Raw genomic sequence first — 24,895 nt, 5'->3', positions numbered from 1 at the left:
TCCCCGCTACTCCTCCCTGCCTAATCCCCTGCGGGAGGAGGAAGAGGAGAAATGAGCCAGGCACACTAGCGCCAACTTGTGTTTTCTTTCTAAAGGATGCCGATCCCCTATGTCACAGCCTACCTTCAACAAAGCTCAATTCCAGGCTGCCCTGACGCGTCAGTGGCAGCGTTTTGGCCTTCATGCTGCAAACGAGATGACGCCTCACCAGTGGTGGCAGGCGGTGAGCGGTGCGCTCGCAGAGCAGCTGGATGCTCAACCTCTGGCAAAACCGGTAAAAGGCCAGCGCCACGTCAACTATATCTCGATGGAATTCCTGATCGGTCGTCTGACCGGCAACAACCTGCTGAACCTCGGCTGGTATCAGGAGATTGGGGATGTGCTGAAAGAACACGACATTAACCTGACCGACCTGCTGGAAGAAGAGATTGACCCGGCGCTGGGCAACGGTGGTCTGGGACGTCTGGCGGCCTGTTTCCTCGATTCGATGGCAACGGTTGGGCAGTCGGCCATTGGTTACGGCCTGAACTATCAATACGGTCTGTTCCGTCAGTCATTTGCAGACGGGCATCAGATGGAAGCGCCGGACGACTGGCACCGTAACACCTACCCGTGGTTCCGCCACAACGCGCAGCTGGATGTGCAGGTGAACATTGGCGGTAAAGTATCAAAACAGGGTCTCTGGGAACCGGCATTTACGTTTATCGGCGAAGCCTGGGACCTGCCGGTGCTGGGTTACCGTAACGGCGTGGCGCAACCGCTGCGTCTGTGGCAGGCGAAGCATGCGCATCCGTTTAACCTGACCAAATTTAACGACGGCGATTTCCTGCGTGCTGAACAGCAGGGCATCGACGCCGAGAAGCTGACCAAAGTGCTCTACCCGAACGACAACCATCTGGCGGGCAAGAAACTGCGTCTGATGCAGCAGTACTTCCAGTGCGCCTGCTCCGTGGCGGATATTCTGCGTCGTCACCACCTGGCGGGCCGCAAGCTGGCACAGCTGCCTGACTTTGAAGTGATTCAACTTAACGACACGCACCCGACCATCGCTATTCCTGAACTGCTGCGTGTGCTGATCGACGAGCACCAGCTGAGCTGGGATGATGCCTGGGCGATCACCAGCCGCACCTTTGCTTACACCAACCACACCCTGATGCCAGAAGCGCTGGAGTGCTGGGACGAGAAGCTGGTGAAAACGCTGCTGCCGCGCCATATGCAGATCATCAACAAGATTAACGACCAGTTTAAAACGCTGGTGGATAAAACCTGGCCGGGCAACAAAGCGGTCTGGGCGAAGCTGGCCGTGGTGCATGACAAACAGGTGCGCATGGCAAATATGTGCGTGGTGAGCGGCTTTGCGGTGAACGGTGTGGCGGCGCTGCACTCGGATCTGGTGGTGAAAGACCTGTTCCCGGAATATCACCAGCTGTGGCCGACCAAATTCCATAACGTAACTAACGGCATCACGCCGCGTCGCTGGATCAAACAGTGCAACCCGCTGCTGGCCGGTCTGCTGGACAAAACGCTGAAGAAAGAGTGGGCCAACGATCTGGACCAGCTGATCAACCTGGAAAAATACGCGGACGACGCGAAGTTCCGCGAACAATACCGCGCCATCAAGCGGGATAACAAAGTGCGTCTGGCGGCGTTTGTGAAAGCGCGTACCGGGATCGAGATTAACCCGAACGCCATTTTCGACATCCAGATTAAGCGTCTGCACGAATATAAACGTCAGCACCTGAACCTGCTGCATATCCTCGCGCTGTACAAAGAGATCCGCGAGAACCCGCAGGCTGACCGCGTGCCGCGCGTGTTCCTGTTCGGCGCGAAAGCGGCACCGGGCTACTACCTGGCGAAAAACATTATCCTCGCCATCAATAAAGTGGCGGAGGCTATCAACAACGATCCGAAAGTGGGCGACAAGCTGAAAGTGGTGTTCTTGCCGGACTACTGCGTCTCTGCCGCAGAGATGCTGATCCCGGCGGCGGATATCTCCGAGCAGATCTCGACCGCGGGTAAAGAAGCGTCCGGTACGGGCAACATGAAGCTGGCGCTGAACGGCGCGCTGACTGTTGGTACGCTAGACGGTGCGAACGTAGAGATTGCCGAGAAGGTCGGAGAAGAGAACATCTTTATCTTTGGTCATACGGTTGAAGAAGTGAAAGCCCTCAAGGCCAAAGGCTACGATCCGGTGAAATGGCGTAAGAAGGACAAAGTGCTGGATGCGGTGCTGAAAGAGCTGGAAAGCGGTAAATACAGCGATGGCGATAAGCACGCGTTTGACCAGATGCTGCACAGCATGGACAAACACGGTGGCGACCCGTATCTGGTGATGGCGGACTTCACGGCCTACGTGGAAGCGCAAAAACAGGTCGACGTGTTGTACCGTGACCAGGAAGCGTGGACCCGGGCGTGCATTCTGAACACCGCCCGCTGCGGAATGTTCAGCTCTGACCGTTCAATCCGGGATTATCAGACTCGTATCTGGCAGGCAAAACGCTAAGGAAGCGCGATGGAGAGTAAACGTCTGGACAGTGCCGCGCAGGCGGCGGGGATCAGCCTCAGTTACATTAATGCTCACGGCAAACCACAGTCTATTGGCGCCGACACCAAAAGACGTTTGCTGGATGCCATGCACAAAACCGACGCGAAAGCGTCGGCCACGCCGGTACCGAACGTTAAAGTCTTCACCGCGGGCAAAAAGATGTCGCTGGCGGTGGAAGGACGCGGCGAGTTTACCTGGCTGCTGACCACCGAAGAGGGACATCAGCACAAGGGCCACGCCACCGGCGGCAAAGCACTCACCCTTCCGGCGAAGCTGCCGGAGGGTTACCACACCCTAACGCTCACCCAGGACGAGCTGCGCTTTCACTGCCGGTTGATCGTGGCGCCAAAACGTTGTTATGAGCCGCAGGCGTTGCTCGAAGGCAAAAAGCTGTGGGGGGCCTGCGTGCAACTCTACACCCTGCGCTCTGACAGCAACTGGGGCATCGGCGATTTTGGTGACCTGAAAAAGATGCTGGCATCGGTGGGGGAGCGCGGCGGCGCGTTTATCGGCCTCAACCCGATCCACGCCCTCTATCCGGCTAACCCGGAGAGTGCCAGCCCGTACAGCCCGTCGTCCCGTCGCTGGCTGAACGTGATTTACATCGACGTGAATGCGTTAGACGATTTCAAAAACAGCCCGGAAGCGCAGGCGTGGTGGGCACTTAGCACCACTCAGCAGGCGCTGAAGCAGGCGCGCGAAGCAGACTGGGTGGACTATTCCACCGTGACGGCGCTGAAGATGGCTGCCCTGCGTCTGGCTTGGAAAGGCTTTTCTCAGCGTGATGACGAGGAGATGGCCGCCTTCCGTCAGTTTGTGGCGCAGGAGGGCGAGAGCCTCTACTGGCAGGCGGCGTTCGATGCGCTGCATGCGTATCAGGTGAAAGAGGACGAAATGCGCTGGGGCTGGCCGGTCTGGCCGGAGGCGTATCAATCCGTCGACACGCCTGAAGTCAAAGCGTTCTGTAAAAAATACGCCGATGAAGTGGACTTCTACCTGTGGCTGCAGTGGCTGGCGTACAGCCAGTTTGCCGACTGCTGGCAGGTGAGCCAGGGCTATAAGATGCCGATCGGTCTGTATCGCGACCTGGCCGTTGGCGTGGCAGAAGGCGGGGCGGAAACCTGGTGTGACCGTGAGCTGTACTGCCTGAAGGCCTCCGTAGGCGCACCACCGGATATTCTGGGCCCGCTCGGCCAGAACTGGGGCCTGCCGCCGATGGATCCGCACGTGATGGCGGCGCGTGCCTACGAGCCGTTTATCGACCTGCTGCGCGCCAACATGCAGAACTGCGGCGCGCTGCGTATCGACCACGTGATGTCGGTGCTGCGCCTGTGGTGGATCCCCTACGGTGAGACGGCCGATCACGGGGCGTATGTTCAGTATCCGGTTGACGATCTGCTGTCGATCCTGGCGCTGGAAAGCAAGCGCCATCAGTGCATGGTGATCGGCGAAGATCTCGGTACCGTGCCGGTAAAAATCGTCAGTAAGCTTCGCGACAGCGGCGTTTACTCCTATAAAGTGCTCTATTTTGAAAACGACCATGAGAAAACCTTCCGCGCGCCGCAAGCGTACCCTGAACAGTCAATGGCAGTCGCGACGACGCATGACCTTCCTACGCTTCGTGGCTATTGGGAAAGCGGCGATCTGACGCTCGGTAAAACCCTGGGTCTCTATCCGGATGAAGATGTCCTTCGCGGCCTGTATCAGGATCGCGAGCTGGCGAAGCAGGGTCTGCTGGATGCACTGCATAAGCACGGCTGTCTGCCGAAACGCGCCGGGCATAAAGCGTCGCTGATGTCGATGACGCCGACGCTCAACCGCGGATTGCAGCGCTACATTGCCGACAGCAACAGCGCCCTGCTGGGCCTGCAGCCGGAAGACTGGATTGATATGGCGGAGCCGGTGAACATCCCGGGCACCAGCTATCAGTACAAGAACTGGCGCCGCAAGTTATCCACCACGCTTGAGACGATGTTTGCTGATGACGGGGTGAACAGGCTGATTAAGGATTTGGATAAGCGGCGAAAAGCAGTCGCGAAGAAGTGATAAAAAACCCGCCAGTGGCGGGTTTTTTATTGCCCGGTGGCGCTACGCTTACCGGGCCTACATGGAGCGAGTAGGTCGGGTAAGGCGAAGCCGCCACCCGACTTATGGCATCAGACCACCATATTCAACAGCAGCACCCCGACCAGACCGCACACCGAAATAATGGTTTCCAGCGCGGACCAGGACTTGATGGTTTCACCGATAGTCAGGTTGAAGTACTCCTTGAACAGCCAGAAGCCCGGATCGTTCACGTGTGAGAAAATCACGCTACCGGAACCGACGGCAATAACCATCAGCTCAGGGCTGACGCCCGTGGTGGCAATCAGTGGCGCAACGATACCGCCCGCGGTGATTGCCGCAACGGTTGCAGAACCCAGCGCGATACGCAGAACTGCGGCGATAGACCAGGCCATCAGAAGCGGCGACACGTTGGTTTCATGCATCATGGCCGCGATGTATTTATCCACACCGCTATCGACCAGAACCTGCTTGAACGCACCGCCACCGCCGATGATCAACAGCATCATGGCAATGATTTTGATGGAAGAGGTCAGCGTGTCGTTGATCTGATCCATGGAACGACCGCGGTTCAGGCCGAAGGTGAACATCGCGATCAACACAGCAATCAGCGTGGCCATCACCGGGTCGCCGAGGAACTCAGCAACGGACAGGAACGCGTGACCTTTCGGCAGAACCATCTCTGCCACGGCGCGCATCGCCATCAGGATCACCGGAACCAGAGAGGTCCAGACGCTGACGCCAAAGCCAGGCATTTCTTCTTCGGTGAAGGTTTTCGCGCTGTACAGACCTTCCGGAATCGGCTTATCAATGCCTTTCAGGAAGCGGGCATAAACAGGGCCTGCCAGAATCACGGTTGGGATGGCCAGAATCGTACCGAACAGCAGGGTTTTACCCATATCGGCGTGGAAAATGGTGGCGATAGCGGTTGGGCCCGGGTGCGGTGGCAGGAAGCCGTGCGTCACGGACAGCGCTGCTGCCATTGGCACACCGACATACAGCAGCGGAATGCTCGCCGCCGCCGCAATGGTGAAGACCAGCGGCAGCATCAGCACGAAGCCCACTTCATAGAACAGTGCGAAACCGACGGTAAAACCGGTTAACACAACTGCCCACTGGATGTTCTTCTTACCAAATTTGTCGATAAGCGTGGTGGCAATACGCTGTGCACCACCGCAGTCCGCCAGCATTTTGCCGAGCATGGCGCCAAAGCCCATGATCAACGCCAGGCTGCCGAGCGTACCGCCGACACCCGCTTTAATGGAGCTAATAACTTTGACCAGCGGCATCCCTTGCATCAGACCGACTGCAAGTGCCACCAGAACCAGAGCGATAAACCCGTTCATTTTGAAACGGATCATCAAGAGCAGTAATAACACAACACCGATAGCAACGATGACTAATGGCATGATTTACCTGGCCTTTGAATTGTTATGGGTAACGTCATTGTTTCAACGACACGTTCCGGTTGTCCCAACTGGGAACAGAGTGGTTAACGGCACTAATACTGATACCTTGGAAACTATTTAGTTTAGTCGGCTGTTATGAGTGTGTTTAGTGCCCATGAGAATGATACGGGTAACATGACGTGATTGAGAATCACCCTGGAGGGCAAAATTTAAATTATGAGACGCAGGTCAACATATGGAGGTAAACGCAAAACGGTAACCGCAAGGTTACCGTTTTTAATGTTTTCACCCTCTCCCGTGGGAGAGGGGCGGGGTGAGTGCATCAGACCGCACTATTTTTGTAGGCCCGGTAAGCGCAGCGCCACCGGGCAATACAGACGGGCAATGAATCAGTAGTAAGAGTGCTCGCCGCGCTGGTGTTCGGTCAGGTCACGCACGCCTTTCAGTTCAGGGAACTCGTTCAGCAGCTGCTTCTCGATCCCTTCTTTCAGGGTCACATCGACCATGGAACAACCGTTACAGCCGCCGCCAAACTGCAGAATTGCGTAGCCTTCGTCGGTGATTTCCATCAGGGAAACGCGACCACCGTGACCGGCCAGCTGCGGGTTGATCTGGGATTGCAGCAGATACTCTACGCGCTCCATCAGCGGGGCATCGTCAGATACTTTACGCATTTTGGCGTTTGGCGCTTTCAGCGTCAGCTGCGAGCCCAGCTGGTCGGTGACGAAGTCGATCTCCGCATCTTCAAGATACGGCGCGCTCAGCTCATCAACATATGCCGTGAGCTGGTCAAATTTAAGGGCAGTGTCAGTTGCTTCCACCGCGTCTGGCGGACAATAGGAGACACCACATTCTGCATTCGGAGTGCCTGGATTGATCACAAACACGCGGATCTGCGTCCCTTCTTCCTGATTTGCCAGCAGTTTGGCAAAGTGCGCTTGTGCAGAATCGGAAATACGGATCATAGCTTTGGCCTAATAGTTGACTAAATTACCTGGGTATAATCATACGCCCATTGGAGAAGGGCTACAAGGTACGGCACAGACACCATACCTGAACCGACGCGGCGCCGCTTTGCAAAAGCAGTCGGGAAAGTTCAGCAACGGTACTGCCTGTGGTGACGACATCATCCACAATCGCGATATGGAGCCCTTTGACGGCGAATTCAAGGCGAAAGGCGTTTTTGAGGTTCCTTTTGCGAAGCCGGGCGCTCAGCTGATGCTGAATGGCAGTGGCATGGCGGCGCGTCAGCGCAGCGGCTGGGTACTGACAGCCGAGCCACCGGGCGAGCGGGCGACAGAGCAGGTCGCTCTGGTTGTAGCCGCGTCGCCAGTGACGGCGCCGGTATAAGGGCACATTCAGCACCATATCCACTTTCGGCAGCGCGCGCGTGCGCCGTGCCTGCAACACCGCCAGCAATAACAGGCGGGCGAGAGGGCGAGCCAGCGCAATCTGGCCGGAAAACTTCAGCGCGTGGATAAGCCTGCTTAACGGTGGAACGTAATCATCGATCGCCACCAGGGCGCTCCACGGTGGTGGCTTTTTCAGGCAGCGACCGCAGGGAAACTGTGGACTGTACGCCGGTAAACCGCACTGCGGGCAGGTCGTGATGCGGCTTGCCAGCGAACGCGTGCAGACGGAACAGACTCCCCACGCGCTCAGCGCAAGTGGCATTCGACATAGCCAGCACAAGCCGGGCACTGTTAGCATAGACAACCTCCATGTAAAAAAGAGAACAGTAACTGATGAAGACGCTGTGGTGGCAGACCGTAGGGACGGGAAATCGCCATCTTGTGCTGCTGCACGGATGGGGACTGAATGCGGAAGTATGGCATTGCGTAAATGAGGAACTTGCCTCGCATTTCACGCTGCATCTGGTGGATTTACCCGGTTTTGGCCGCAGCCGGGGCTATGGGGCGATGTCGCTTGACGAAATGGCGCAGCAGGTTCTGGCCGCCGCACCGCAACAGGCCATCTGGCTCGGCTGGAGTCTGGGCGGGCTGGTGGCAAGTGAGGTTGCATTAACGAACCCTGAACGCGTGCAGGCGCTGGTAACGGTGGCCTCGTCGCCGAACTTCAGTGCGCAGGAGGAGTGGCCGGGTATTAAGCCGGACGTACTGAGCAACTTCCAGCGGCAGTTGAGCGAAGATTACCAGCGAACGGTAGAACGCTTCCTGGCCCTGCAGACGATGGGGACAGAGAGCGCCCGTAAGGATGCCCGTCTGCTGAAGCAAACCGTGCTGTCGCTGCCGATGCCGGATGTGGAGGTGCTGAACGGGGGACTCGAATTACTGAAAACGGTCGACCTGCGTGAGCCGATGACCGCGCTGGCGGTGCCGCACCTGCGCATTTATGGTTATCTGGATGGGCTGGTTCCACGCAAAGTGGTGCCACTGCTGGATGAACTGTGGCCAGAGAGTCAATCGCTGACAATCGCCAAAGCGGCCCATGCGCCGTTTATCTCGCATCCTGCCGAGTTTTGTTCAGCGTTGATCGCCTTCAGTCACGAAGTGCCCACCACTCCCTGAGACAGGCTTTCCCTTCCGGGCAATGTTTACAACTGCCGGACAGACAACCGTCCGGCTCTTCCTGAATACGTATGGCTTTCCCCATCGCTTCCAGTCTTTCCAGCATGGCATCGATCATCGGCTGCGGCGTATGCAGGCTGAGGCTCAGCTGTTTTGCCTCCATACGCCCCTGCAACGCCAGTAAATCACGAACCTGAATCAACGATGCCATGGCTCCCCCTAGTGACAATCGCCCGCCGGGCTGTTGCAGCAGGTCGCGGCGGTTTTACGGTTTGCCAGCAGGTTGATATCGACGCGGCTGCGTGCCCGGCGTAGCAGACCGAGAACGAGCACGTTAAACAGCACAACCGCCAGGATGCAGACCAGGCTGTAGCGCGGATGCTGGCTGAAGTTAACGGTCTGGTAAAAGAGCGTCGCCAGCGAGTAGGCGATGTTTAAGCCCCACAGGATGGAGAACCCCATCCAGCCGCGGCTGGACTCACGGGCTATCGCCCCCATCACCGAGATGCACGGAATATAGAGCAGGACAAAGATGAGGTAGCTGTAGGCCGCTGACGCGCTGCCAAATTTCTCGCTCATCACGCCCATGGCACCGGTGGCCATTTCGCCGTCGCCTTTGCTGGCTTCAATCGGGTTCGCCAGTACGCTCAGGCTGAAGGTGTCTTTCAGGCTCTGCCAGGTCTCTTCCACCGCGCCGAGCAGTTCATCACCGAGGTGGAACGCCGCCGGGTTAAACTCTTCTTCCTGGATATTCTCAGCGGTGTAAAGCGTGTTCAGGGTGCCGACCACCACCTCTTTTGCCATCGCGCCGGTGAACAGGCCAACGGTCGCCTGCCAGTTGTCTTCATGCACGCCAATCGGTTTAAACACCGGGGTAATGATGCGGCTCACGGAGGCGAGGGCGGAGTCGTTGATGTTATCCGCCGCCTGCCCGCTCAGGGTGAAACTGTTCAGCGCGCTCAGGAAGATGCTGACGATGACAATCACTTTACCGGCGCGCAGCACAAAACCTTTCAGGCGCTGCCAAGTCTGGATCGCCAGGCTTTTCAGATGCGGCACGTGATACACCGGCAGTTCCATCACAAACGGCGACGCTTCCCCGCGCATGATGGTGTGTTTAAGCATGAGCCCGGTCAGGATCGCCATCACGATGCCCAGCACATACAGCGAGAAGACCGCCAGTGCCCCTTCCTGACCAAAGAAGGCCGCGGCAAAGACCGCAAAGATAGCCAGTCGCGCCCCGCAGGACATAAATGGCGCCATCATGATGGTCATCAGACGTTCGCGGGGTGCATCAAGCGTGCGCGCACCCATTACCGACGGGACGTTACAGCCGAAGCCGACAATCAGCGGGACGAAGGATTTACCCGGCAGACCCAGGGCCTGCATCAGACGATCCATCACGAAAGCCGCACGCGCCATGTAACCGGAGTCCTCAAGGAACGAGAGGAACAGGTACATCATGCCGATTTGCGGTACCAGCGGCAGAACGGTGTTGATACCACCACCGATCCCCTGGGCGAGGAAAATGGTCAGCCATTCCGGGAAGTGCAGGGTGTAGCCCAGCCACTGAATACCGTGGACAAATATCGCCACAGAACCAGCATCGAAAATAGGCTGTAGCGCGCCACCGATGTTAATGGCGAGGAGGAACATCAGGTACATGACCAGTAAAAAGATCGGCAAACCGAGGAAGCGGTTAAGCACAATCTTGTCCACGGCGGCCGTAAAGCGGCTTGGCTCGGCCGTCAGGGCATTACTGACCACGTCGCAAATGGCGGCGATGGCCTGATAGCGCGCGTCGGCGATGTGCAGGGCCGGGTCATCGAGCTCATCGCTCAGACGCGCCAGCGCCACGTCCAGTTTGTCTGCGGCATGGCCCGCATAGGCGCGGCTGTAAATATCGCCTTCCAGCATCTGCAGGCCGAGCCACAGGCGCTGTCTGGCGGGCATGCTGTTGTCCATCTCCTGCGCCAGCAGACCGGCTTCGCGCAGAAGCGGTTGCGCATAGTGCACCAGCTCAACGTCGGCGTTGCCCGCGTGGCGGTCAATGGCCAGCTTCAGTGCGTCAATTCCGCGGGCACGGGTAGAAACCAGCGGCACTACCGGGCAGCCCAGACGCGCGGAGAGGGCGTCGACGTCGATACGCAGCTTTTGTTTCTCTGCGATGTCGAGCATGTTGAGCGCCACAATGCAGGGGATCCCCAGCTCAAGCAACTGCAGCGTCAGATAGAGGTTACGCTCCAGGTTAGATGCATCGACCACGTTGATTAACAGGTCCGCATCGCCACTCAGAATATAGTGACAGGCAATCTGCTCATCGAGCGAGGTTTGTGACGAAATGGTGGTTAAGGAGTAGGTGCCGGGCAGATCCACCAGGGTGACCTGATTGTCTGTCGTGGTGAACTGGCCTTCTTTACGTTCAACCGTTACGCCCGCCCAGTTACCCACACGCTGGCGTGCACCGGTGAGCTGGTTAAATAACGTTGTCTTGCCGGAATTAGGATTGCCAATTAAGCCAATAGTTAATTTTTTCATTGTTTTCGACTCACTGAAACCGCTGGCTTGTTATTGGGATAAGGCTTCGACTTCAATTAATGCGAGGTCTTTTTTACGCAGTACCAGATTCACGCGCCGGGTTTCGATATGAACGGGATCACCTAACGGGGCCACGCGCACTACCTGGAATGACGAGCCGGGGAGCATGCCCAGCGACAGCAGCTTTTGCCGATAGGCCGGGCTAATTTCGCGGGTAAAACCGGTAATTTTCCATGCACTGTCTGGAGTGAATTGCATAATGCCTGATTCCACGGAAGGTTAAATTATCTACTATGGGATGATAATGAGAATAGTTTTTATCAGCAATATGAAAACTGTGACGGAATGTTGTTAAGCGTATTAATTTACGGCCTGTTTGACCTTGCTCAATATTTGCTGAAATGACGGGAAAACGAAAAGGGGATTATTTGTTAACGGGGTGATAAATGGTGGTTTAAATATGGATATGCAATCGGTTTCATCTCTTGCGATATAATTTGTCCCCTCACCCCGGCCCTCTCCCTTGGGGAGAGGGTGTTCAAGTTCCCTCTCCCCATTGGGGAGAGGGTTAGGGTGAGGGGCATTTACAACCTTAGCGTTTCTTACCCATCGCGGCCGCCAGCGCATCCATCATTGCGCTGTTACCCGCTGGCTGCGCATCACGCCCGCGCGGCTTCGCGCCTTTAGCGGCAGGGCGTTGCTGCTCACGGCCACCGCCGTTACTGCCGCGGCGCGCGTTGGTTTCACCTGGCTGCTCGTCCAGACGCATGGTCAGGGCGATTCGCTTGCGCTGCAGGTCCACTTCCAGCACTTTCACCTTCACGATATCGCCCGCTTTGACCACCGTATGCGGATCTTCAACGAACTTATCGGCGAGCGATGAGATATGCACCAGGCCATCCTGATGCACGCCGATATCGACAAAAGCGCCAAAGTTAGTGACGTTGGTGACGGCGCCTTCCAGCACCATGCCCGGCAGCAGGTCGTTCATGGTCTCGATGCCGTCGGCAAAGGTCGCGGTTTTGAACTCAGGACGCGGATCGCGGCCCGGTTTTTCCAGCTCTTTGATGATGTCGGTCACGGTCGGCACGCCGAACTGCTCGTCGGTGAAATCGACCGCTTTCAGGTTGCGCAGCGCGTTGCTGTCGCCCATCAGGTCTTTGAGTGCCTGCTGAGTCGCTGCCAGAATGCGCTCAACCACCGGGTAGGCTTCCGGGTGAACGGTTGAGGCATCCAGCGGGTTATCGCCGTGGTTGATGCGCAGGAAGCCCGCACACTGCTCAAACGCTTTTGGCCCCAGACGGCTTACCTTCAGCAACTGCTGGCGGTTCTGGAACTGACCGTTCTCATCACGCCAGGCAACGATGTTCTGCGCCATCATGCGGGTTAAGCCTGCCACGCGGGTCAGCAGAGGAACGGAGGCGGTGTTCAGGTCCACGCCCACGGCGTTTACGCAATCTTCCACCACCGCATCCAGCTTACGCGCCAGCTGCGTCTGGCTCACGTCGTGCTGATACTGGCCCACACCGATGGATTTCGGGTCGATCTTCACCAGTTCCGCCAGCGGATCCTGCAGACGACGGGCGATAGAGACCGCACCGCGCAGGGAGACGTCCAGGTCCGGGAACTCCTGGGCCGCCAGCTCTGACGCAGAATAGACGGACGCCCCGGCCTCGCTGACGATCACTTTCTGCGCCGTCACTTTCGGGAACTGTTTCTGCACGTCGAGGTAGAAACGTTCGGTTTCGCGGGAGGCCGTACCGTTGCCGATAGCCACCAGCTCAACGTTATATTTCTCGCATAGTGCGGCCACCACTACAGCGGCCTTCGCCGCCTGACCGGTATGCGGATAAATGGTGTCGGTTGCCACCAGCTTGCCGGTGCCGTCAACCACCGCCACTTTTACGCCGGTACGCAGACCCGGATCGAGACCCATGGTCGCACGCAGGCCAGCAGGTGCGGCCATCAGCAGATCATGCAGGTTGCGGGCAAAAACGTTAATTGCTTCGTCTTCCGCACGCTCGCGCACGGTGCCCATCAGTTCGGTTTCGAGGTGCATCAGCACCTTAATGCGCCACGTCCAGCTCACCACGCCTTTACGCCAGCTGTCCGCCGGGGCGTTATTCAGGCGCAGGCAGAGGTGATCGGTGATGATCTGCTCGCAGTGGCTCTCTTTTGGCGGCTCATCAAACTGTGGGTCGGCGTTGAGAGAGAGCTGCAGCACGCCTTCATTACGGCCGCGGAACATGGCCAGCGCACGGTGAGAAGGCACGGTTGAAATCGGTTCGTGGTGATCGAAGTAGTCGCGGAATTTCGCGCCTTCCTCTTCTTTGCCTGCCACCACGGTAGAGACGATGTGGGCGTTCTTCCACAGATAATCACGCACGCGGGAGAGCAGGGCGGCATCCTCGGAGAAGCGCTCCATCAGAATGTAGCGTGCGCCATCAAGGGCCGCTTTGGCGTCTGCCACGCCTTTGTCAGCGTCGATAAATTTGGCCGCTTCGGTTTCCGGGTCGTGTGACGGTTCGTTCCACAGCAGCTCGGCCAGCGGCTCCAGACCTGCTTCAATTGCAATCTGCCCGCGCGTACGGCGCTTCGGTTTGTAGGGCAGATAGAGGTCTTCGAGTTCAGTTTTGCTCAGGGTGCCGTTAATGGCCTTTTCCAGATCGCTGGTCAGTTTGCCCTGTTCGCCGATGGATTTGAGGATTGCCTGACGGCGGTCTTCCAGTTCACGGAGGTAGCCCAGACGGGTCTCCAGGTTACGCAGCTGCGTGTCATCCAGACCGCCGGTGACTTCCTTACGATAACGTGCAATAAACGGCACGGTGTTCCCTTCATCAAGCAGGCGAACGGCAGCTTCTACCTGTTCGGCTCTGGCCTGAAGTTCACCCGCAATAATGCGGCAGAGCGAATCTTTCATCATGGCTTTATCATCTTGTGGGTCAAAAATCAGGGGATAGTTATACGGGCTGACACGGTAAAATGCCAGCCGTGGAGGGCGCTCTCGGACTATTTTACGTAGGTGATCTCATTGACGTACCAGCTCGCTTCTCCGGCAGGCGTCTGGACGACGGCTAAATCACCCACCTCCTTTTTCAGCAGCGCGCGGGCCATCGGCGAGTCGATGGAGATATAATCCTTACGGCCAAAAATTTCGTCGTACCCGACAATGCGAAAGCGCAGGGTATTGCCATCATCATTCTCGATCTCTACCCACGCGCCGAAGAAGACTTTGCCCTCCTGCTGCGGTGAATAATCGACAATTTTAAGATTCTCGAGACATTTGGTCAGATAGCGTACCCGACGGTCGATCTCACGCAGCCGCTTCTTGTTGTACTGGTAGTCAGCATTTTCGCTGCGGTCGCCCAGGCTTGCCGCCCAGGTAACTTTTTTGGTCACTTCCGGACGCTCTTCGCGCCACAGGTAATCCATCTCTTTTTTGAGTTTTTCGTACCCTTCGCGGGTGATCAGGGGCGTTTTCATACTGTGACCTTCAGACTCGACTTCATTGCAAACATTGCGCACATTACGTATCACGTAGTCTATCAGACAGCGTTAATAATCATTTATGTGATGAATTGTGCAGATAAGCTGCTGTTAAATATGCTTTGTAACAATTTCGACTAGAATTTATACCAGAATTCGCTGGTCGAACCCGTGCACTTTTTTAGAATACGCTGTTATTAGACTATCCGAACCTTTGGGAGTACACACAATGCAAGAGAACTACAAAATTCTGGTCGTGGATGACGACATGCGCCTGCGTGCGCTGCTGGAACGTTATCTGACCGAGCAGGGCTTCCAGGTTCGTAGCGTCGCGAACGCTGAGCAGATGGACCGCCTGCTGACCCGTGAATCCTTCCATCTGATGGTCCTCGACCTGATGCTGCCGGGCGAAGACGGGCTCTCTATCTGCCGCCGCCTGCGCAGCCAGAGCAACCCCATGCCAATCATTATGGTGACGGCGAAAGGGGAAGAGGTTGACCGTATCGTGGGCCTCGAAATTGGCGCTGACGACTACATTCCTAAACCGTTTAACCCGCGTGAACTGCTGGCGCGTATTCGGGCCGTGCTGCGCCGTCAGGCGAACGAGCTGCCAGGCGCACCGTCGCAGGAAGAAGCGGTGATTGCGTTCGGGAAGTTCAAGCTGAACCTCGGTACGCGTGAGATGTTCCGTGAAGACGAGCCAATGCCGCTCACCAGCGGTGAGTTCGCGGTACTGAAAGCGCTGGTCAGCCACCCGCGTGAGCCGCTCTCCCGTGACAAGCTGATGAACCTGGCGCGCGGCCGTGAATACTCGGCAATGGAACGTTCCATCGACGTGCAGATCTCTCGTCTGCGCCGCATGGTGGAAGAAGATCCGGCGCATCCTCGTTATATTCAGACCGTATGGGGTCTGGGCTACGTGTTCGTCCCGGACGGCGCTAAAGCATGAGGCGAATGCGCTTCTCACCGCGAAGCTCGTTTGCCCGTACCCTGCTTTTGATTGTCACCCTGCTGTTTGTCAGCCTGGTGACAACCTACCTGGTGGTGCTGAACTTTGCGATCCTGCCGAGCCTTCAGCAGTTTAATAAGGTCCTGGCGTACGAAGTACGTATGCTGATGACCGATAAACTGCAGCTGGAGGACGGCACGCAGTTAGTGGTTCCTCCGGCGTTTCGCCGTGAAATCTACCGTGAACTGGGCATTTCGCTCTATTCGAATGAAGCGGCGGAAGACGCGGGTCTGCGCTGGGCACAGCACTATGAATTCCTCAGCCAGCAGATGGCGCAGCAGCTGGGGGGCCCGACGGAGGTGCGTGTTGAGGTCAACAAAAGCTCGCCGGTTGTCTGGCTGAAAACCTGGCTGTCGCCCAATATCTGGGTGCGCGTTCCGCTGACCGAAATCCACCAGGGCGACTTCTCGCCGCTGTTCCGCTACACCCTTGCCATCATGCTGTTAGCGATAGGCGGCGCGTGGCTGTTTATCCGCATACAGAACCGACCGCTGGTCGACCTGGAACACGCTGCGCTCCAGGTCGGTAAAGGGATTATTCCGCCGCCGCTGCGTGAATATGGCGCATCGGAAGTGCGTTCGGTGACGCGCGCGTTTAATCATATGGCGGCTGGCGTCAAACAGCTGGCGGATGACCGTACGCTGCTGATGGCGGGCGTCAGCCATGATCTGCGTACGCCACTCACGCGTATCCGACTGGCGACGGAGATGATGGGCGAAGAGGACGGTTATCTCGCCGAGTCCATCAACAAGGATATCGAAGAGTGTAATGCCATCATTGAGCAGTTCATTGACTACCTGCGTACCGGGCAGGAGATGCCGATGGAGATGGCTGACCTGAACGCGGTGCTGGGCGAAGTGGTGGCGGCTGAAAGCGGCTACGAGCGTGAGATTGATACCGACCTTCAGGCCGGTGAAATTCAGGTTCGCATGCATCCGCTCTCCATCAAGCGCGCGGTGGCAAATATGGTGGTGAATGCGGCCCGCTACGGTAATGGCTGGATTAAAGTCAGCAGCGGATCGGAACTCAACCGCGCCTGGTTCCAGGTGGAAGATGACGGTCCGGGTATCAAGCCCGAGCAGCGTAAGCATCTGTTCCAGCCGTTTGTGCGCGGCGACAGCGCGCGCAGCACCAGCGGAACCGGTTTAGGCCTGGCGATTGTGCAGCGTATTGTTGATAACCATAACGGGTTGCTGGAGATTGGTACCAGCGAGCGGGGTGGGTTGAGCATTCGCGCCTGGTTGCCGGTGCCGGTGACGCGGGGGCAGGTGAAAGAGGGGTAATCGGGGTGCGGCCTGATGCCCTCACCCCGGCCCTCTCCCACGGGGAGAGGGAGAAACCATTAAAAAAGGCAACTTTCGTTGCCTTTTTGCTTTTACCTACAGCTTCGGTCCCGCACTCACCAGCGCTTCACCCGCCGGGGTATCGGTATACTTCTCGAAGTTCTCAATAAACAGCTTCGCCAGCGTTTCTGCTTTCTCACGCCACTGTTCCGGGGATCCGTAGGTGTTACGCGGGTCAAGGATATGCGTATCCACGCCCGGCAGCGCCGTTGGAATAGCCAGATCAAACATCGGCAGAGTGAAGGTTTCAGCGTTATCCAGAGAACCATCCAGAATGGCGTCGATAATGGCGCGGGTATCTTTGATGGAGATACGCTTGCCGGTACCGTTCCAGCCGGTGTTAACCAGGTACGCCTGCGCCCCGGAGGCCTGCATGCGTTTTACCAGCACTTCTGCGTACTGCGTCGGGTGCAGCGACAGGAAGGCCGCGCCGAAGCAGGCAGAGAACGTTGGGGTTGGCTCCGTCACGCCCCGCTCGGTGCCCGCCAGTTTGGCGGTAAAACCGGAGAGGAAATGATACTGCGTCTGGCTGGCGGTCAGGCGGGAAACCGGCGGCAGCACGCCGAACGCATCCGCCGTCAGGAAAATCACCTTCGTCGCATGACCCGCTTTCGACACCGGCTTCACAATGTTGTCGATGTGGTAGATCGGGTAGGAAACGCGGGTGTTTTCGGTTTTGGATGCGTCGTCGAAGTCGATAGAGCCGTCGGCACGTACGGTGACGTTTTCCAGCAGCGCATCGCGGCGGATGGCATGGAAGATATCCGGCTCAGCTTCTTCAGACAGACGAATGGTCTTCGCGTAGCAACCGCCTTCGAAGTTAAACACGCCGTCGTCATCCCAGCCGTGCTCGTCATCCCCAATCAGCCGACGTTTTGGATCGGTAGACAGGGTGGTTTTACCGGTGCCGGACAGGCCGAAGAACACCGCCACATCCCCTTTTTCACCGACGTTCGCTGAGCAGTGCATAGAGGCGATACCGCGCAGCGGCAGCAGGTAGTTCATGACCGAGAACATGCCTTTCTTCATCTCGCCGCCGTACCAGGTACCGCCAATCAGCTGGATACGCTCGGTCAGGTTAAAGGCGATAAAGTTCTCGGAGTTCAGGCCCTGCTCTTGCCACTGTGGGTTGGTGCATTTGGCACCGTTCATCACGATGAAATCGGGTTTGAACGTCTGCAGCTCTTCGTCGGTTGGACGAATAAACATGTTTTTCACGAAATGCGCCTGCCAGGCCACTTCGGTGATAAAACGCACGGAAAGACGGGTGTCGGCGTTAGCGCCGCAGAAAGCGTCGACAATGAACAGACGCTTGCCGGAAAGTTGCTGGGTGACGAGCCCTTTCAGATGCTGCCAGGTTTCCGGGGAGAGCGGTTTGTTATCGTTCTTCCCTTTGCCTTTGTCAGCCCACCACAGCGTATCGCGGGTGGTTTCGTCTCGGACGATATACTTATCTTTCGGCGAACGACCGGTAAAGATACCGGTATCGACGGCGATAGCACCAAGGTTAGTCAACACACCTCGCTCGTATCCTTCCAGTGCTGGATTGAGCTCTTCCTGATACAGCGTATCGTAATCGGGGTTGTAGACGATTTCCTGGACGTCGTGAATACCATAAGCCTTGAGATCTTGCGGGGTTAAACCAGTAACACGCATATCACTGCTCCTTAGCCAATATGTACTGCCTGAAATTGTAGGGTTTTTCTGAGGTTGTTAACCGCGACGGGGCTCATAGATTTACGTATCTGGTCAAAACCCTTACTAACGGAAAACGCTGCGACTCCAGTCACAGGGCAGGCGGATTATCGCAGGAATCGCTTTTTTGGTGGGGAAAATGTTCCGAAAAGGTTAATGGCTGGTGATTTTATCGGAAAGAATGTGAATGTAATCGCATACACGTAAGAAAATTACGTAAGGGTTACAGTATGAAAACGATTCATGTCGTCCGCGGATTGATGAAACAATACGCTTTTCTGGAAAAGGGATGAGAGATGGAAAACAGTGAAACGTTATCCCCTTCAACGCGCCTGGCCATCGTGCTGGTGGGCGCTTTACAGGGGCTGATTTGCTACGGGATCAGCGAGTACATCGCGTATGCGAAATTGCCATCCGATACGGTGTGGTCTTTGTGCGTGATGCCTGCAACGGTGGCGATGACCGCCACTGTCGCGCTTTCCGTGACGTCATTCAGAAAACCGTTACTCTGGCTGGCGCTCGTGATCGTTGGCGTTGTTGTCGCCGGTATGGGGGCCTGGCTTAAGTGGAGCGTGTCCGGGCTTGAACACTGGCAAATTAAAGAGGCCGTGCTCGTCTGGGGCTTTCATCTTCTGTTGATGATGCTATTGATGTTGCCATGGCTGCAAAGGCGTCTGTCGCCTGCGACGACGGCCTCGTTCTACAGTGATTTTTACGATAAGCACTGGCACAACGCGCTGACTATACTCACTATTTTTATCTCCAACGGCCTCTTCTGGCTGGTGCTTTTCCTCTGGGCTGAACTCTTCAAACTCATTGGCATTCAGTTTTTTGATCGCCTTTTCTTCCAGTCTGACTGGTTTATTTCAGTGGCGATTGGCGTGGTTTCTGCCAGTGTCGCCGTGCTGGCGCGTATGCAGGTGCGCTTGATGCGCGCATTACAGAACCTGCTTACCCTGATCGCCACCGGCCTGTTGCCTCTGATGGCGGCCTTAGCCCTGCTGTTTATTGGTGCATTGCCCGTGATGGGCTTTGAGGCCATTTCCGCACGGATATCCGCGGCGGGCCTGCTGACCGCCTTAGCGCTACTGCTCCTTTTTCTGGTGACGATTGTCTGGCATCCGCAGCGTCAGACGCTACCTTACTATGCGCTTCTCAACGGGATGGTTCGTCTCGCCATCGCTATCGTTCCCGCCTATCCGGTGTTAGCAGGGTGGGCGTTATGGCTGCGCATTTCGCAATATGGCTGGTCGCCGGAGCGTCTGTATGGCGTGCTCATTACGCTGGTAGCGCTGGTCTGGGCGGTAGGATTTTGCATAAGCGTTGTCTTCTGTCGCCGCCAGGCACAAAAGCTGCAGGCGTCTGTTATTCCGCTAACGGGGTTACTTGCGCTTATTCTCCTGATCCTGATTCATACGCCGGTGCTTGATCCGTGGCGTATCAGCGTTGAAAGCCATATGGCGCGCTACCACGACGGACGCATCAACGCGGATCAGGTCAGCCTGTATATGCTCAGCAACAGCGGGCGTAAGGGACGCGAAGCCATGCAGACGCTGCAATACGATCGGCAGTTTATGGCTGAGCCAAAGCGCCAGCGTGAGCTGTACGGCCTTCTCAGCGGAAACCGGGACGGAGCAGGGAAGATGACAGCCGGGATGCTTGAGAAGCAGTTCACACTCGCACCGGGTACGTCTCGCCCCGACAAGGGGTTATGGCAGGCGATGCTGAATAACCAGTACCGATTTGATTCCTGCAGCCGCGAGCGGAAAACCTGTTTACTGATGTCACTGGATCTGAACGGCGACGGCAAGCCTGAAGCGGTGATTTATCAGTTTAGCGACCGCACGATTGTGGTGTACACGCAAACCGGTACCGGCTGGAAGCTGGCAGGCGATACCTGGAAAATGCCTGATGGTTTATCACGGGAAGAGCTGGAACGCGCAGTGCAGCAGGGGAAGGTGAAACCCGTTGTGAAGCCGTGGGCAGATATTGAGATCTTCGGTGAACGCGTAGAGATAAACTACGATAATGCACTGGTGCGTTAACAAAACGGCTCCTTGTGGAGCCGTTGCTTTATGATCAGTGAACCTGCGGATCCGCCGGAGAGGCGTTGTTGCGGATCTCAGCGATATCCATCGAGTTGAACACATAGTGCGTACCGCAGTAGTCACAGTGCATATCGATTTCACCGTCTTCAGCCATAATGCTGTCGATCTCTTCATCCGGCAGGGTTTTCAGTGCGCCAGCGCAGCGTTCACGTGAACAGGTGCACTTAAACTCCACGGCTTGTGGATCGTAAACCGTCACCTCTTCTTCATGATACAGACGCCACAGCACATCGGTCGCCGACAGGTTGAACAGCTCTTCCGCCTTGATGGTTTCGGTCAGCGTCGCCAGGTGCTCAAAATCATTGGTCTGCGCATCCTGTGCGGGCAGAACCTGCAGCAGCATACCGCCTGCAGCGGGTTGCCCGTCTACTTCACCGGTACGGATGAACAGGCGAGTTGGCAGCTGTTCTGAACGCATGAAGTAATCTTCCAGGCAGGCGGCCAGGGTATCGCCTTCCAGACCGACCACGCCCTGATAGCGTTCACCTTCTTCCGGGGAGATGGTGATCACCAGGTAGCCATTGCCCACCAGCGTTTTCAGGTCGGCATTTTCAGGAACGTCGCCCTGAACGCGCGCGACGCCGCGCATCTGCTGCTGATTGTTACCGTTGATCACGGCCAGCGACATCGGGCCATCACCCTGCAGCTGCACGGTGATATCACCGGCAAACTTCAGCGTGGCGGTCAGCAGGCTGGTGGCAACCAGCAGTTCGCCCAACAGGGTTTTCACCGGCAGCGGGTAGTTGTGGTTTTCCAGAATCTGTTTCCAGGTTTCGGATACGGTGACCAGCTCGCCACGCACGGCGAATTGTTCAAACAGATAGCGGTGTAATTGGTCGTGTTGGGCCATAATAGTCTCTCGTGCAGGTGAGGGTTACTCGGTCTCACCGTGTTTAAATTTCATCAGATCGCGGCGCTCTTTTTTATCCGGTCGCCGGTCCGGGTGGGGCATGGTCAGCGCATTCATTTTTCGCGCCAGCGCGGTCTTCTCGCGCTTTTCAATGCTCTCAGCCGTCTCTTCATAAAGCTGTACGGCTTCAGATGCGGGCCGTCGTTGTTCGGTAATGGCTTTAATCACCACCATTCGTTCATCGTTGCCCTGACGCAGCGTTAAGGTGGCATTCAGTTCAACCAGCTTACTCGGCTTGCTACGCTGGCCGTTGTAATGCACCTTTCCGCCGTCAATCATCTCGCGGGCAAGGGCGCGCGTTTTATAAAAACGGGCTGCCCACAGCCATTTATCCAGTCTTACCCCATCTGAGGGTTTTTCTTTCATGGCGTCTCCTTCACGGTCAGTGAGGGGATCATCTGACGATAGTCACCCAGCCCCGGATGCCGCAGATAGCTTTTGTCCGCCAGACCGGAGTCAGGATTGGTCACGCCCAGGCAGTAGCGAATGCCAAACGCCGCGGCGGAATCCAGAATGGGCTCGCTGTCATCAATGAACAGCGTGCGTTCCGGCTGTAAACCGGTCTCTTCTTTCACCGCATGCCACAACCGCTGATCCTCTTTCGGATAACCAAATGTGTGGGTGGAAAGTAATAAATCAAGGTGTGACGCAAGACCCGTATGTTCCAGCTTCACGGCCAGATTATGCGGATGGGCGTTGGTCAGCAAAATACGGCGCTTGCCGCTTGCTTTCAGCGCATCCAGGAAGGGCACAGTGTCCTCACGCAGTACGGCGCGCGGGCCCTGGGCGGTGGTCATGGCACAAATATCCAAACCGAGTCGTTCGCTCCAGTAGTCCAGACAGTACCAGTTTAGCGTATGTTGCACCGCGCTATATTGCGAACGAATGAATTCCTGCGCTTCTGCCGGGGAGATACCCTGCTGTTCGCCATAGGTCTCCGGGACCAGCTTTTGCCAGAAGTAATTATCGAAGGCGAGATCGAGCAGCGTGCCGTCCATATCCAGCAGGACGGTATCAACCTCCTGCCAGGCGATATCAAGATGCATAGGGGAACTCCAGCCAGAAGAAACGTGCGCGACAGGGTAGCACAACTTGTCGCGCAGCGATGTTATCCGATCAGGCTCTCAGAGGAGGGGACCAGCTTAGGGTTAAGGCAATTTTCGTAGTATTGCTGGATCTCAGCAAGCCGGGTGCGCGAACGCTGGTAACGGCGCAGGGCCATAATGCCGTTCCAGAAAATAGACACCAGCATGGCGATCATCAGCAGTGATGTACCGATATAACGCCATAAACCCGCGCTGTCAGGCATCCGGTGCAGGCCGATATGGCGCGTACCGTTGGCATCGGTAAAGATACTGGTCACAATCCCTTCGGCACTGAATGGCGTTTGCATCAGCATCTGCGCCAGACGCTGGAACTGCCCCCATTGTTCCTGAGCCGGGTAGTCGTACAGGGCAATCTGCGGATAAGGCTGATCGACCAGGTCGCTGCCTTCATCGCTGACAATCACAAAGCCGCCAGGCGCCGGGCTATTCAGCGCCTGGGCCGCACGGGTGGTTTCACGCATCACAAACGGCGCGGTAGAGGTCGCCACCAGGTTATCCAGCGATTCGGCACTCACCGGGCGCAGCAGCACGTTCACCCCGTCCAGACGACCCGCTTCGGCGCGCTTCACCAGCGAGTCCCAGTCTTTGCTGTTACCCAGGTTCACGAGCGCATTTTTAAGGCGAACGCACTCATCCTGTGCGGAACATAAATCCTGCGTTTTCAATACGATTTCGCCAAAGTCATCCAGCAGTACCATTCCGGATTTCTGAATGGCAGAACGCAGGGCAGGGCTGACGCGTGAATCATCATCGGTTTTCGGGTGCAGCTGGCGGTTGAGCGTCTGGGTGAGCGCAGTGGCTTTATTGACGACATCCGATTCCGGCAGCGGCAACGGCGGCGCATCGTTCCAGACGATTTGCGAGCAGTCGAACGGCATGAACGGCGAGTTCTGACGGGTATTCCAGGCCCCTGGGGTGTGGATGTTACACATCCCGGTACCCTTCAGACGGAGCGTATCACCCACCCGCACGCCAGCGTCATCCAGCTGCTTAACGCTGGTGGCCTCTACGGTTTGTGCCCCTTTGATCCACGACAGGGTGAATTTGATGGGCATATCCAGCGGCACGAACAGCAGCAACAGAGCAAAGACCAGCGCCGCGCCCCCGGCGATAACCGTACTGCGTAGCCAGTGCTGAAGCGGGAAGTTTTTCACTTCATCGTGCAGGGAGAGGAAGCGCCCCTGACGCACAACATGGCGGTCAAGGTAGATATCAATATCGGTTTTATGCCCCAAATCCTGTGCAATCCATGGCTGCCAGTGGCGCGGATAGATAAGGTCAATAATCCCGAGGGAGATATTGTTGATATGTTCCTGATCGTTCTCACCGAACAGGCCCCAGCGCTTAGGGGTGCCGCGCAGGCAGTGAATTTCACGCAAAGAGGTTTTGGCTGGAGGCGCAAACAGCCCCCACAGCCCGGCGGCCAACAGCAGCAGCGCACCGCCCGCGAGCCACGGGACAAACACATCCGGCGTCAGCAGACAGAAGAAAAAGAGCAGGAAGGCGGCCACAATCAGGACCGCCTCGCGAATGCCATCCGGACGACTCAGGGCATGCTCTTCATGAGTCTCCTGACGAATGTTCAGCAGTTCAATTTGCTCGGTCTCTTCACCGCGAATGGAGGCCTGCTTTGAACTCGCGCGTTCCAGCGCAAAGCGCGGTGCTTCATGAATATATTCATTCAGCGTATGGCCGTTCAGGGAGATGACCAGCGGCAGCGAATCGGTATGGATAAGCTCAACGCTGTTTTCGTCATTAATGTACTGCTCCCAGGAGGGAGGCAGATGCACTTCAACGGAGTCGAGGTAGTAACGCCATTTATTGGGATCGTCAGTCGTGATGCCATAACGGGTGATGGAGCGCGTCACGCAGAGCACGGTGTCGCTTTGTGCGTTCAGATTGAGGGTGACCGGCGCAGCCGTAGCCCCCGTTGGCCCGGGCGTTAACTGGGAACGGTTGAGGGTTTCGAGATAGTTCTCAACAGCATCGCGCTCTTCTTGCGTGAGTTTACGCGTTGTGGCACCGGCAAAGGCCGTTAAAAAGGGCAGCCTGAAACGACGCTGTACGCGACGCCTGTATACCCACCCTGCAACTAAAGCGCCGGCCAGCATAGCAGCGAGAACGATCAAAATGGTGCTCATGCTTTCCCCATCT

The 24,895-nt window shown here is 56.8% G+C and carries 19 protein-coding genes; 6 read left to right on the top strand and 13 right to left on the bottom strand.

What is annotated here, in order from left to right; genetic code table 11:
• The first annotated feature begins 109 nt into the window (after positions 1-109).
• Together malP and malQ are read left to right on the top strand one after the other, a co-directional pair.
• The gene (gene malP / locus VF709_RS18125) at positions 110-2,503 is read left to right on the top strand and encodes a maltodextrin phosphorylase (protein WP_149896856.1); all 2,394 of its coding nucleotides are present in this window, start codon (positions 110-112) and stop codon (positions 2,501-2,503) included.
• A 9-nt stretch (positions 2,504-2,512) separates the two neighbouring features.
• On the top strand, positions 2,513-4,591 hold the full coding sequence (malQ, locus tag VF709_RS18120; protein WP_440232118.1) for a 4-alpha-glucanotransferase: 2,079 nt from the start codon (positions 2,513-2,515) through the stop codon (positions 4,589-4,591).
• 110 nt (positions 4,592-4,701) lie between these two features.
• Here the strand turns inward: malQ and gntT are convergent, their stop codons facing one another.
• The 3 genes from gntT to gntX all read right to left on the bottom strand — a co-directional run bounded on the left by gntT (position 4,702) and on the right by gntX (position 7,728).
• Entirely contained in the window at positions 4,702-6,018 is a 1,317-nt protein-coding gene (gntT, locus tag VF709_RS18115; RefSeq protein ID WP_013099097.1) for a gluconate transporter, read from the bottom strand.
• Positions 6,019-6,407: 389 nt separating this feature from the next.
• Positions 6,408-6,983, bottom strand: coding sequence for a Fe-S biogenesis protein NfuA (gene nfuA / locus VF709_RS18110; RefSeq protein ID WP_013099096.1), 576 nt, complete (start codon positions 6,981-6,983; stop codon positions 6,408-6,410).
• Between the two features lie 61 nt (positions 6,984-7,044).
• The gene (gene gntX / locus VF709_RS18105) at positions 7,045-7,728 is read right to left on the bottom strand and encodes a DNA utilization protein GntX (RefSeq protein ID WP_038420751.1); all 684 of its coding nucleotides are present in this window, start codon (positions 7,726-7,728) and stop codon (positions 7,045-7,047) included.
• Positions 7,729-7,763: 35 nt separating this feature from the next.
• On the opposite strand from gntX, the gene bioH reads away from it, so the two are divergent.
• The gene (bioH, locus tag VF709_RS18100; RefSeq protein WP_038981426.1) at positions 7,764-8,546 is read left to right on the top strand and encodes a pimeloyl-ACP methyl ester esterase BioH; all 783 of its coding nucleotides are present in this window, start codon (positions 7,764-7,766) and stop codon (positions 8,544-8,546) included.
• Here the strand turns inward: bioH and feoC are convergent.
• The 5 genes from feoC to greB all read right to left on the bottom strand — a co-directional run bounded on the left by feoC (position 8,518) and on the right by greB (position 14,567).
• Positions 8,518-8,757, bottom strand: a complete 240-nt coding sequence (feoC, locus tag VF709_RS18095) for a [Fe-S]-dependent transcriptional repressor FeoC (protein WP_013099093.1) — start codon at positions 8,755-8,757, stop codon at positions 8,518-8,520. The genes bioH and feoC overlap by 29 nt on opposite strands.
• Before the next feature lie 8 nt (positions 8,758-8,765).
• Positions 8,766-11,084 carry a Fe(2+) transporter permease subunit FeoB gene (gene feoB, locus VF709_RS18090; RefSeq protein ID WP_013099092.1) on the bottom strand — a complete coding sequence of 773 codons (2,319 nt, stop codon included), beginning with the start codon at positions 11,082-11,084 and terminating at the stop codon, positions 8,766-8,768.
• Positions 11,085-11,114: 30 nt separating this feature from the next.
• A complete protein-coding gene (gene feoA, locus VF709_RS18085; RefSeq protein ID WP_010436417.1) occupies positions 11,115-11,342 on the bottom strand; it encodes a ferrous iron transporter A in 228 nt (75 codons plus the stop codon).
• A gap of 334 nt (positions 11,343-11,676) precedes the next feature.
• The gene (locus VF709_RS18080; protein ID WP_040022726.1) at positions 11,677-14,007 is read right to left on the bottom strand and encodes a Tex family protein; all 2,331 of its coding nucleotides are present in this window, start codon (positions 14,005-14,007) and stop codon (positions 11,677-11,679) included.
• Positions 14,008-14,093: 86 nt separating this feature from the next.
• Positions 14,094-14,567 (bottom strand): transcription elongation factor GreB, encoded by a 474-nt coding sequence (gene greB / locus VF709_RS18075; RefSeq protein ID WP_013099090.1) that lies wholly within the window; start codon positions 14,565-14,567, stop codon positions 14,094-14,096.
• Between the two features lie 232 nt (positions 14,568-14,799).
• Here greB and ompR point away from each other — a divergent pair, with 232 nt between their 5' ends.
• Positions 14,800-15,519, top strand: a complete 720-nt coding sequence (gene ompR, locus VF709_RS18070; RefSeq protein WP_006177890.1) for an osmolarity response regulator transcription factor OmpR — start codon at positions 14,800-14,802, stop codon at positions 15,517-15,519.
• Positions 15,516-16,862: a two-component system sensor histidine kinase EnvZ gene (envZ, locus tag VF709_RS18065; protein WP_029882169.1), complete on the top strand. Its 1,347-nt coding sequence runs from the start codon at positions 15,516-15,518 to the stop codon at positions 16,860-16,862. The genes ompR and envZ overlap by 4 nt, the downstream gene beginning before the upstream one ends.
• A 96-nt stretch (positions 16,863-16,958) precedes the next feature.
• Here the strand turns inward: envZ and pckA are convergent, their stop codons facing one another.
• Positions 16,959-18,578 (bottom strand): phosphoenolpyruvate carboxykinase (ATP), encoded by a 1,620-nt coding sequence (pckA, locus tag VF709_RS18060; protein ID WP_014833557.1) that lies wholly within the window; start codon positions 18,576-18,578, stop codon positions 16,959-16,961.
• Between the two features lie 335 nt (positions 18,579-18,913).
• Between pckA and VF709_RS18055 the strand changes: the two genes are divergently transcribed.
• Positions 18,914-20,662: a DUF4153 domain-containing protein gene (locus VF709_RS18055; RefSeq protein ID WP_149896857.1), complete on the top strand. Its 1,749-nt coding sequence runs from the start codon at positions 18,914-18,916 to the stop codon at positions 20,660-20,662.
• A 34-nt stretch (positions 20,663-20,696) separates the two neighbouring features.
• Here the strand turns inward: VF709_RS18055 and hslO are convergent, their stop codons facing one another.
• The 4 genes from hslO to VF709_RS18035 all read right to left on the bottom strand — a co-directional run bounded on the left by hslO (position 20,697) and on the right by VF709_RS18035 (position 24,882).
• Positions 20,697-21,575, bottom strand: a complete 879-nt coding sequence (hslO, locus tag VF709_RS18050; RefSeq protein WP_013099084.1) for an Hsp33 family molecular chaperone HslO — start codon at positions 21,573-21,575, stop codon at positions 20,697-20,699.
• Positions 21,576-21,599: 24 nt separating this feature from the next.
• Positions 21,600-22,001, bottom strand: coding sequence for a ribosome-associated heat shock protein Hsp15 (gene hslR / locus VF709_RS18045; RefSeq protein WP_149896858.1), 402 nt, complete (start codon positions 21,999-22,001; stop codon positions 21,600-21,602).
• Positions 21,998-22,681 carry a GMP/IMP nucleotidase gene (gene yrfG, locus VF709_RS18040; protein ID WP_013099082.1) on the bottom strand — a complete coding sequence of 228 codons (684 nt, stop codon included), beginning with the start codon at positions 22,679-22,681 and terminating at the stop codon, positions 21,998-22,000. The genes hslR and yrfG overlap by 4 nt, the downstream gene beginning before the upstream one ends.
• Before the next feature lie 62 nt (positions 22,682-22,743).
• On the bottom strand, positions 22,744-24,882 hold the full coding sequence (locus tag VF709_RS18035; protein WP_013099081.1) for an intracellular growth attenuator family protein: 2,139 nt from the start codon (positions 24,880-24,882) through the stop codon (positions 22,744-22,746).
• Positions 24,883-24,895 lie beyond the last annotated feature (13 nt).

It is taken from the genome of Enterobacter sp. Lyrl_3 (assembly GCF_051948675.1).
Classification (GTDB): domain Bacteria; phylum Pseudomonadota; class Gammaproteobacteria; order Enterobacterales; family Enterobacteriaceae; genus Enterobacter; species Enterobacter cloacae.
The sequence above is the reverse complement of the archived record's forward strand: the minus strand, read 5'-3'. Positions and strand labels throughout refer to the sequence as shown.

What these genes read in the sequence shown, in the direction of transcription:
- hslO (WP_013099084.1), bottom strand. Translation starts at nt 21,575, where the DNA reads ATGGCCCAACACGACCAATTACACCGCTATCTGTTTGAACAATTCGCC.
- feoB (WP_013099092.1), bottom strand. Translation starts at nt 11,084, where the DNA reads ATGAAAAAATTAACTATTGGCTTAATTGGCAATCCTAATTCCGGCAAG.
- feoA (WP_010436417.1), bottom strand. Translation starts at nt 11,342, where the DNA reads ATGCAATTCACTCCAGACAGTGCATGGAAAATTACCGGTTTTACCCGC.
- hslR (WP_149896858.1), bottom strand. Translation starts at nt 22,001, where the DNA reads ATGAAAGAAAAACCCTCAGATGGGGTAAGACTGGATAAATGGCTGTGG.
- gntX (WP_038420751.1), bottom strand. Translation starts at nt 7,728, where the DNA reads ATGCTAACAGTGCCCGGCTTGTGCTGGCTATGTCGAATGCCACTTGCG.
- envZ (WP_029882169.1), top strand. Translation starts at nt 15,516, where the DNA reads ATGAGGCGAATGCGCTTCTCACCGCGAAGCTCGTTTGCCCGTACCCTG.
- bioH (WP_038981426.1), top strand. Translation starts at nt 7,764, where the DNA reads ATGAAGACGCTGTGGTGGCAGACCGTAGGGACGGGAAATCGCCATCTT.
- pckA (WP_014833557.1), bottom strand. Translation starts at nt 18,578, where the DNA reads ATGCGTGTTACTGGTTTAACCCCGCAAGATCTCAAGGCTTATGGTATT.
- malP (WP_149896856.1), top strand. Translation starts at nt 110, where the DNA reads ATGTCACAGCCTACCTTCAACAAAGCTCAATTCCAGGCTGCCCTGACG.
- malQ (WP_440232118.1), top strand. Translation starts at nt 2,513, where the DNA reads ATGGAGAGTAAACGTCTGGACAGTGCCGCGCAGGCGGCGGGGATCAGC.
- gntT (WP_013099097.1), bottom strand. Translation starts at nt 6,018, where the DNA reads ATGCCATTAGTCATCGTTGCTATCGGTGTTGTGTTATTACTGCTCTTG.
- nfuA (WP_013099096.1), bottom strand. Translation starts at nt 6,983, where the DNA reads ATGATCCGTATTTCCGATTCTGCACAAGCGCACTTTGCCAAACTGCTG.
- VF709_RS18055 (WP_149896857.1), top strand. Translation starts at nt 18,914, where the DNA reads ATGGAAAACAGTGAAACGTTATCCCCTTCAACGCGCCTGGCCATCGTG.
- ompR (WP_006177890.1), top strand. Translation starts at nt 14,800, where the DNA reads ATGCAAGAGAACTACAAAATTCTGGTCGTGGATGACGACATGCGCCTG.
- VF709_RS18080 (WP_040022726.1), bottom strand. Translation starts at nt 14,007, where the DNA reads ATGATGAAAGATTCGCTCTGCCGCATTATTGCGGGTGAACTTCAGGCC.
- VF709_RS18035 (WP_013099081.1), bottom strand. Translation starts at nt 24,882, where the DNA reads ATGAGCACCATTTTGATCGTTCTCGCTGCTATGCTGGCCGGCGCTTTA.
- feoC (WP_013099093.1), bottom strand. Translation starts at nt 8,757, where the DNA reads ATGGCATCGTTGATTCAGGTTCGTGATTTACTGGCGTTGCAGGGGCGT.
- yrfG (WP_013099082.1), bottom strand. Translation starts at nt 22,681, where the DNA reads ATGCATCTTGATATCGCCTGGCAGGAGGTTGATACCGTCCTGCTGGAT.
- greB (WP_013099090.1), bottom strand. Translation starts at nt 14,567, where the DNA reads ATGAAAACGCCCCTGATCACCCGCGAAGGGTACGAAAAACTCAAAAAA.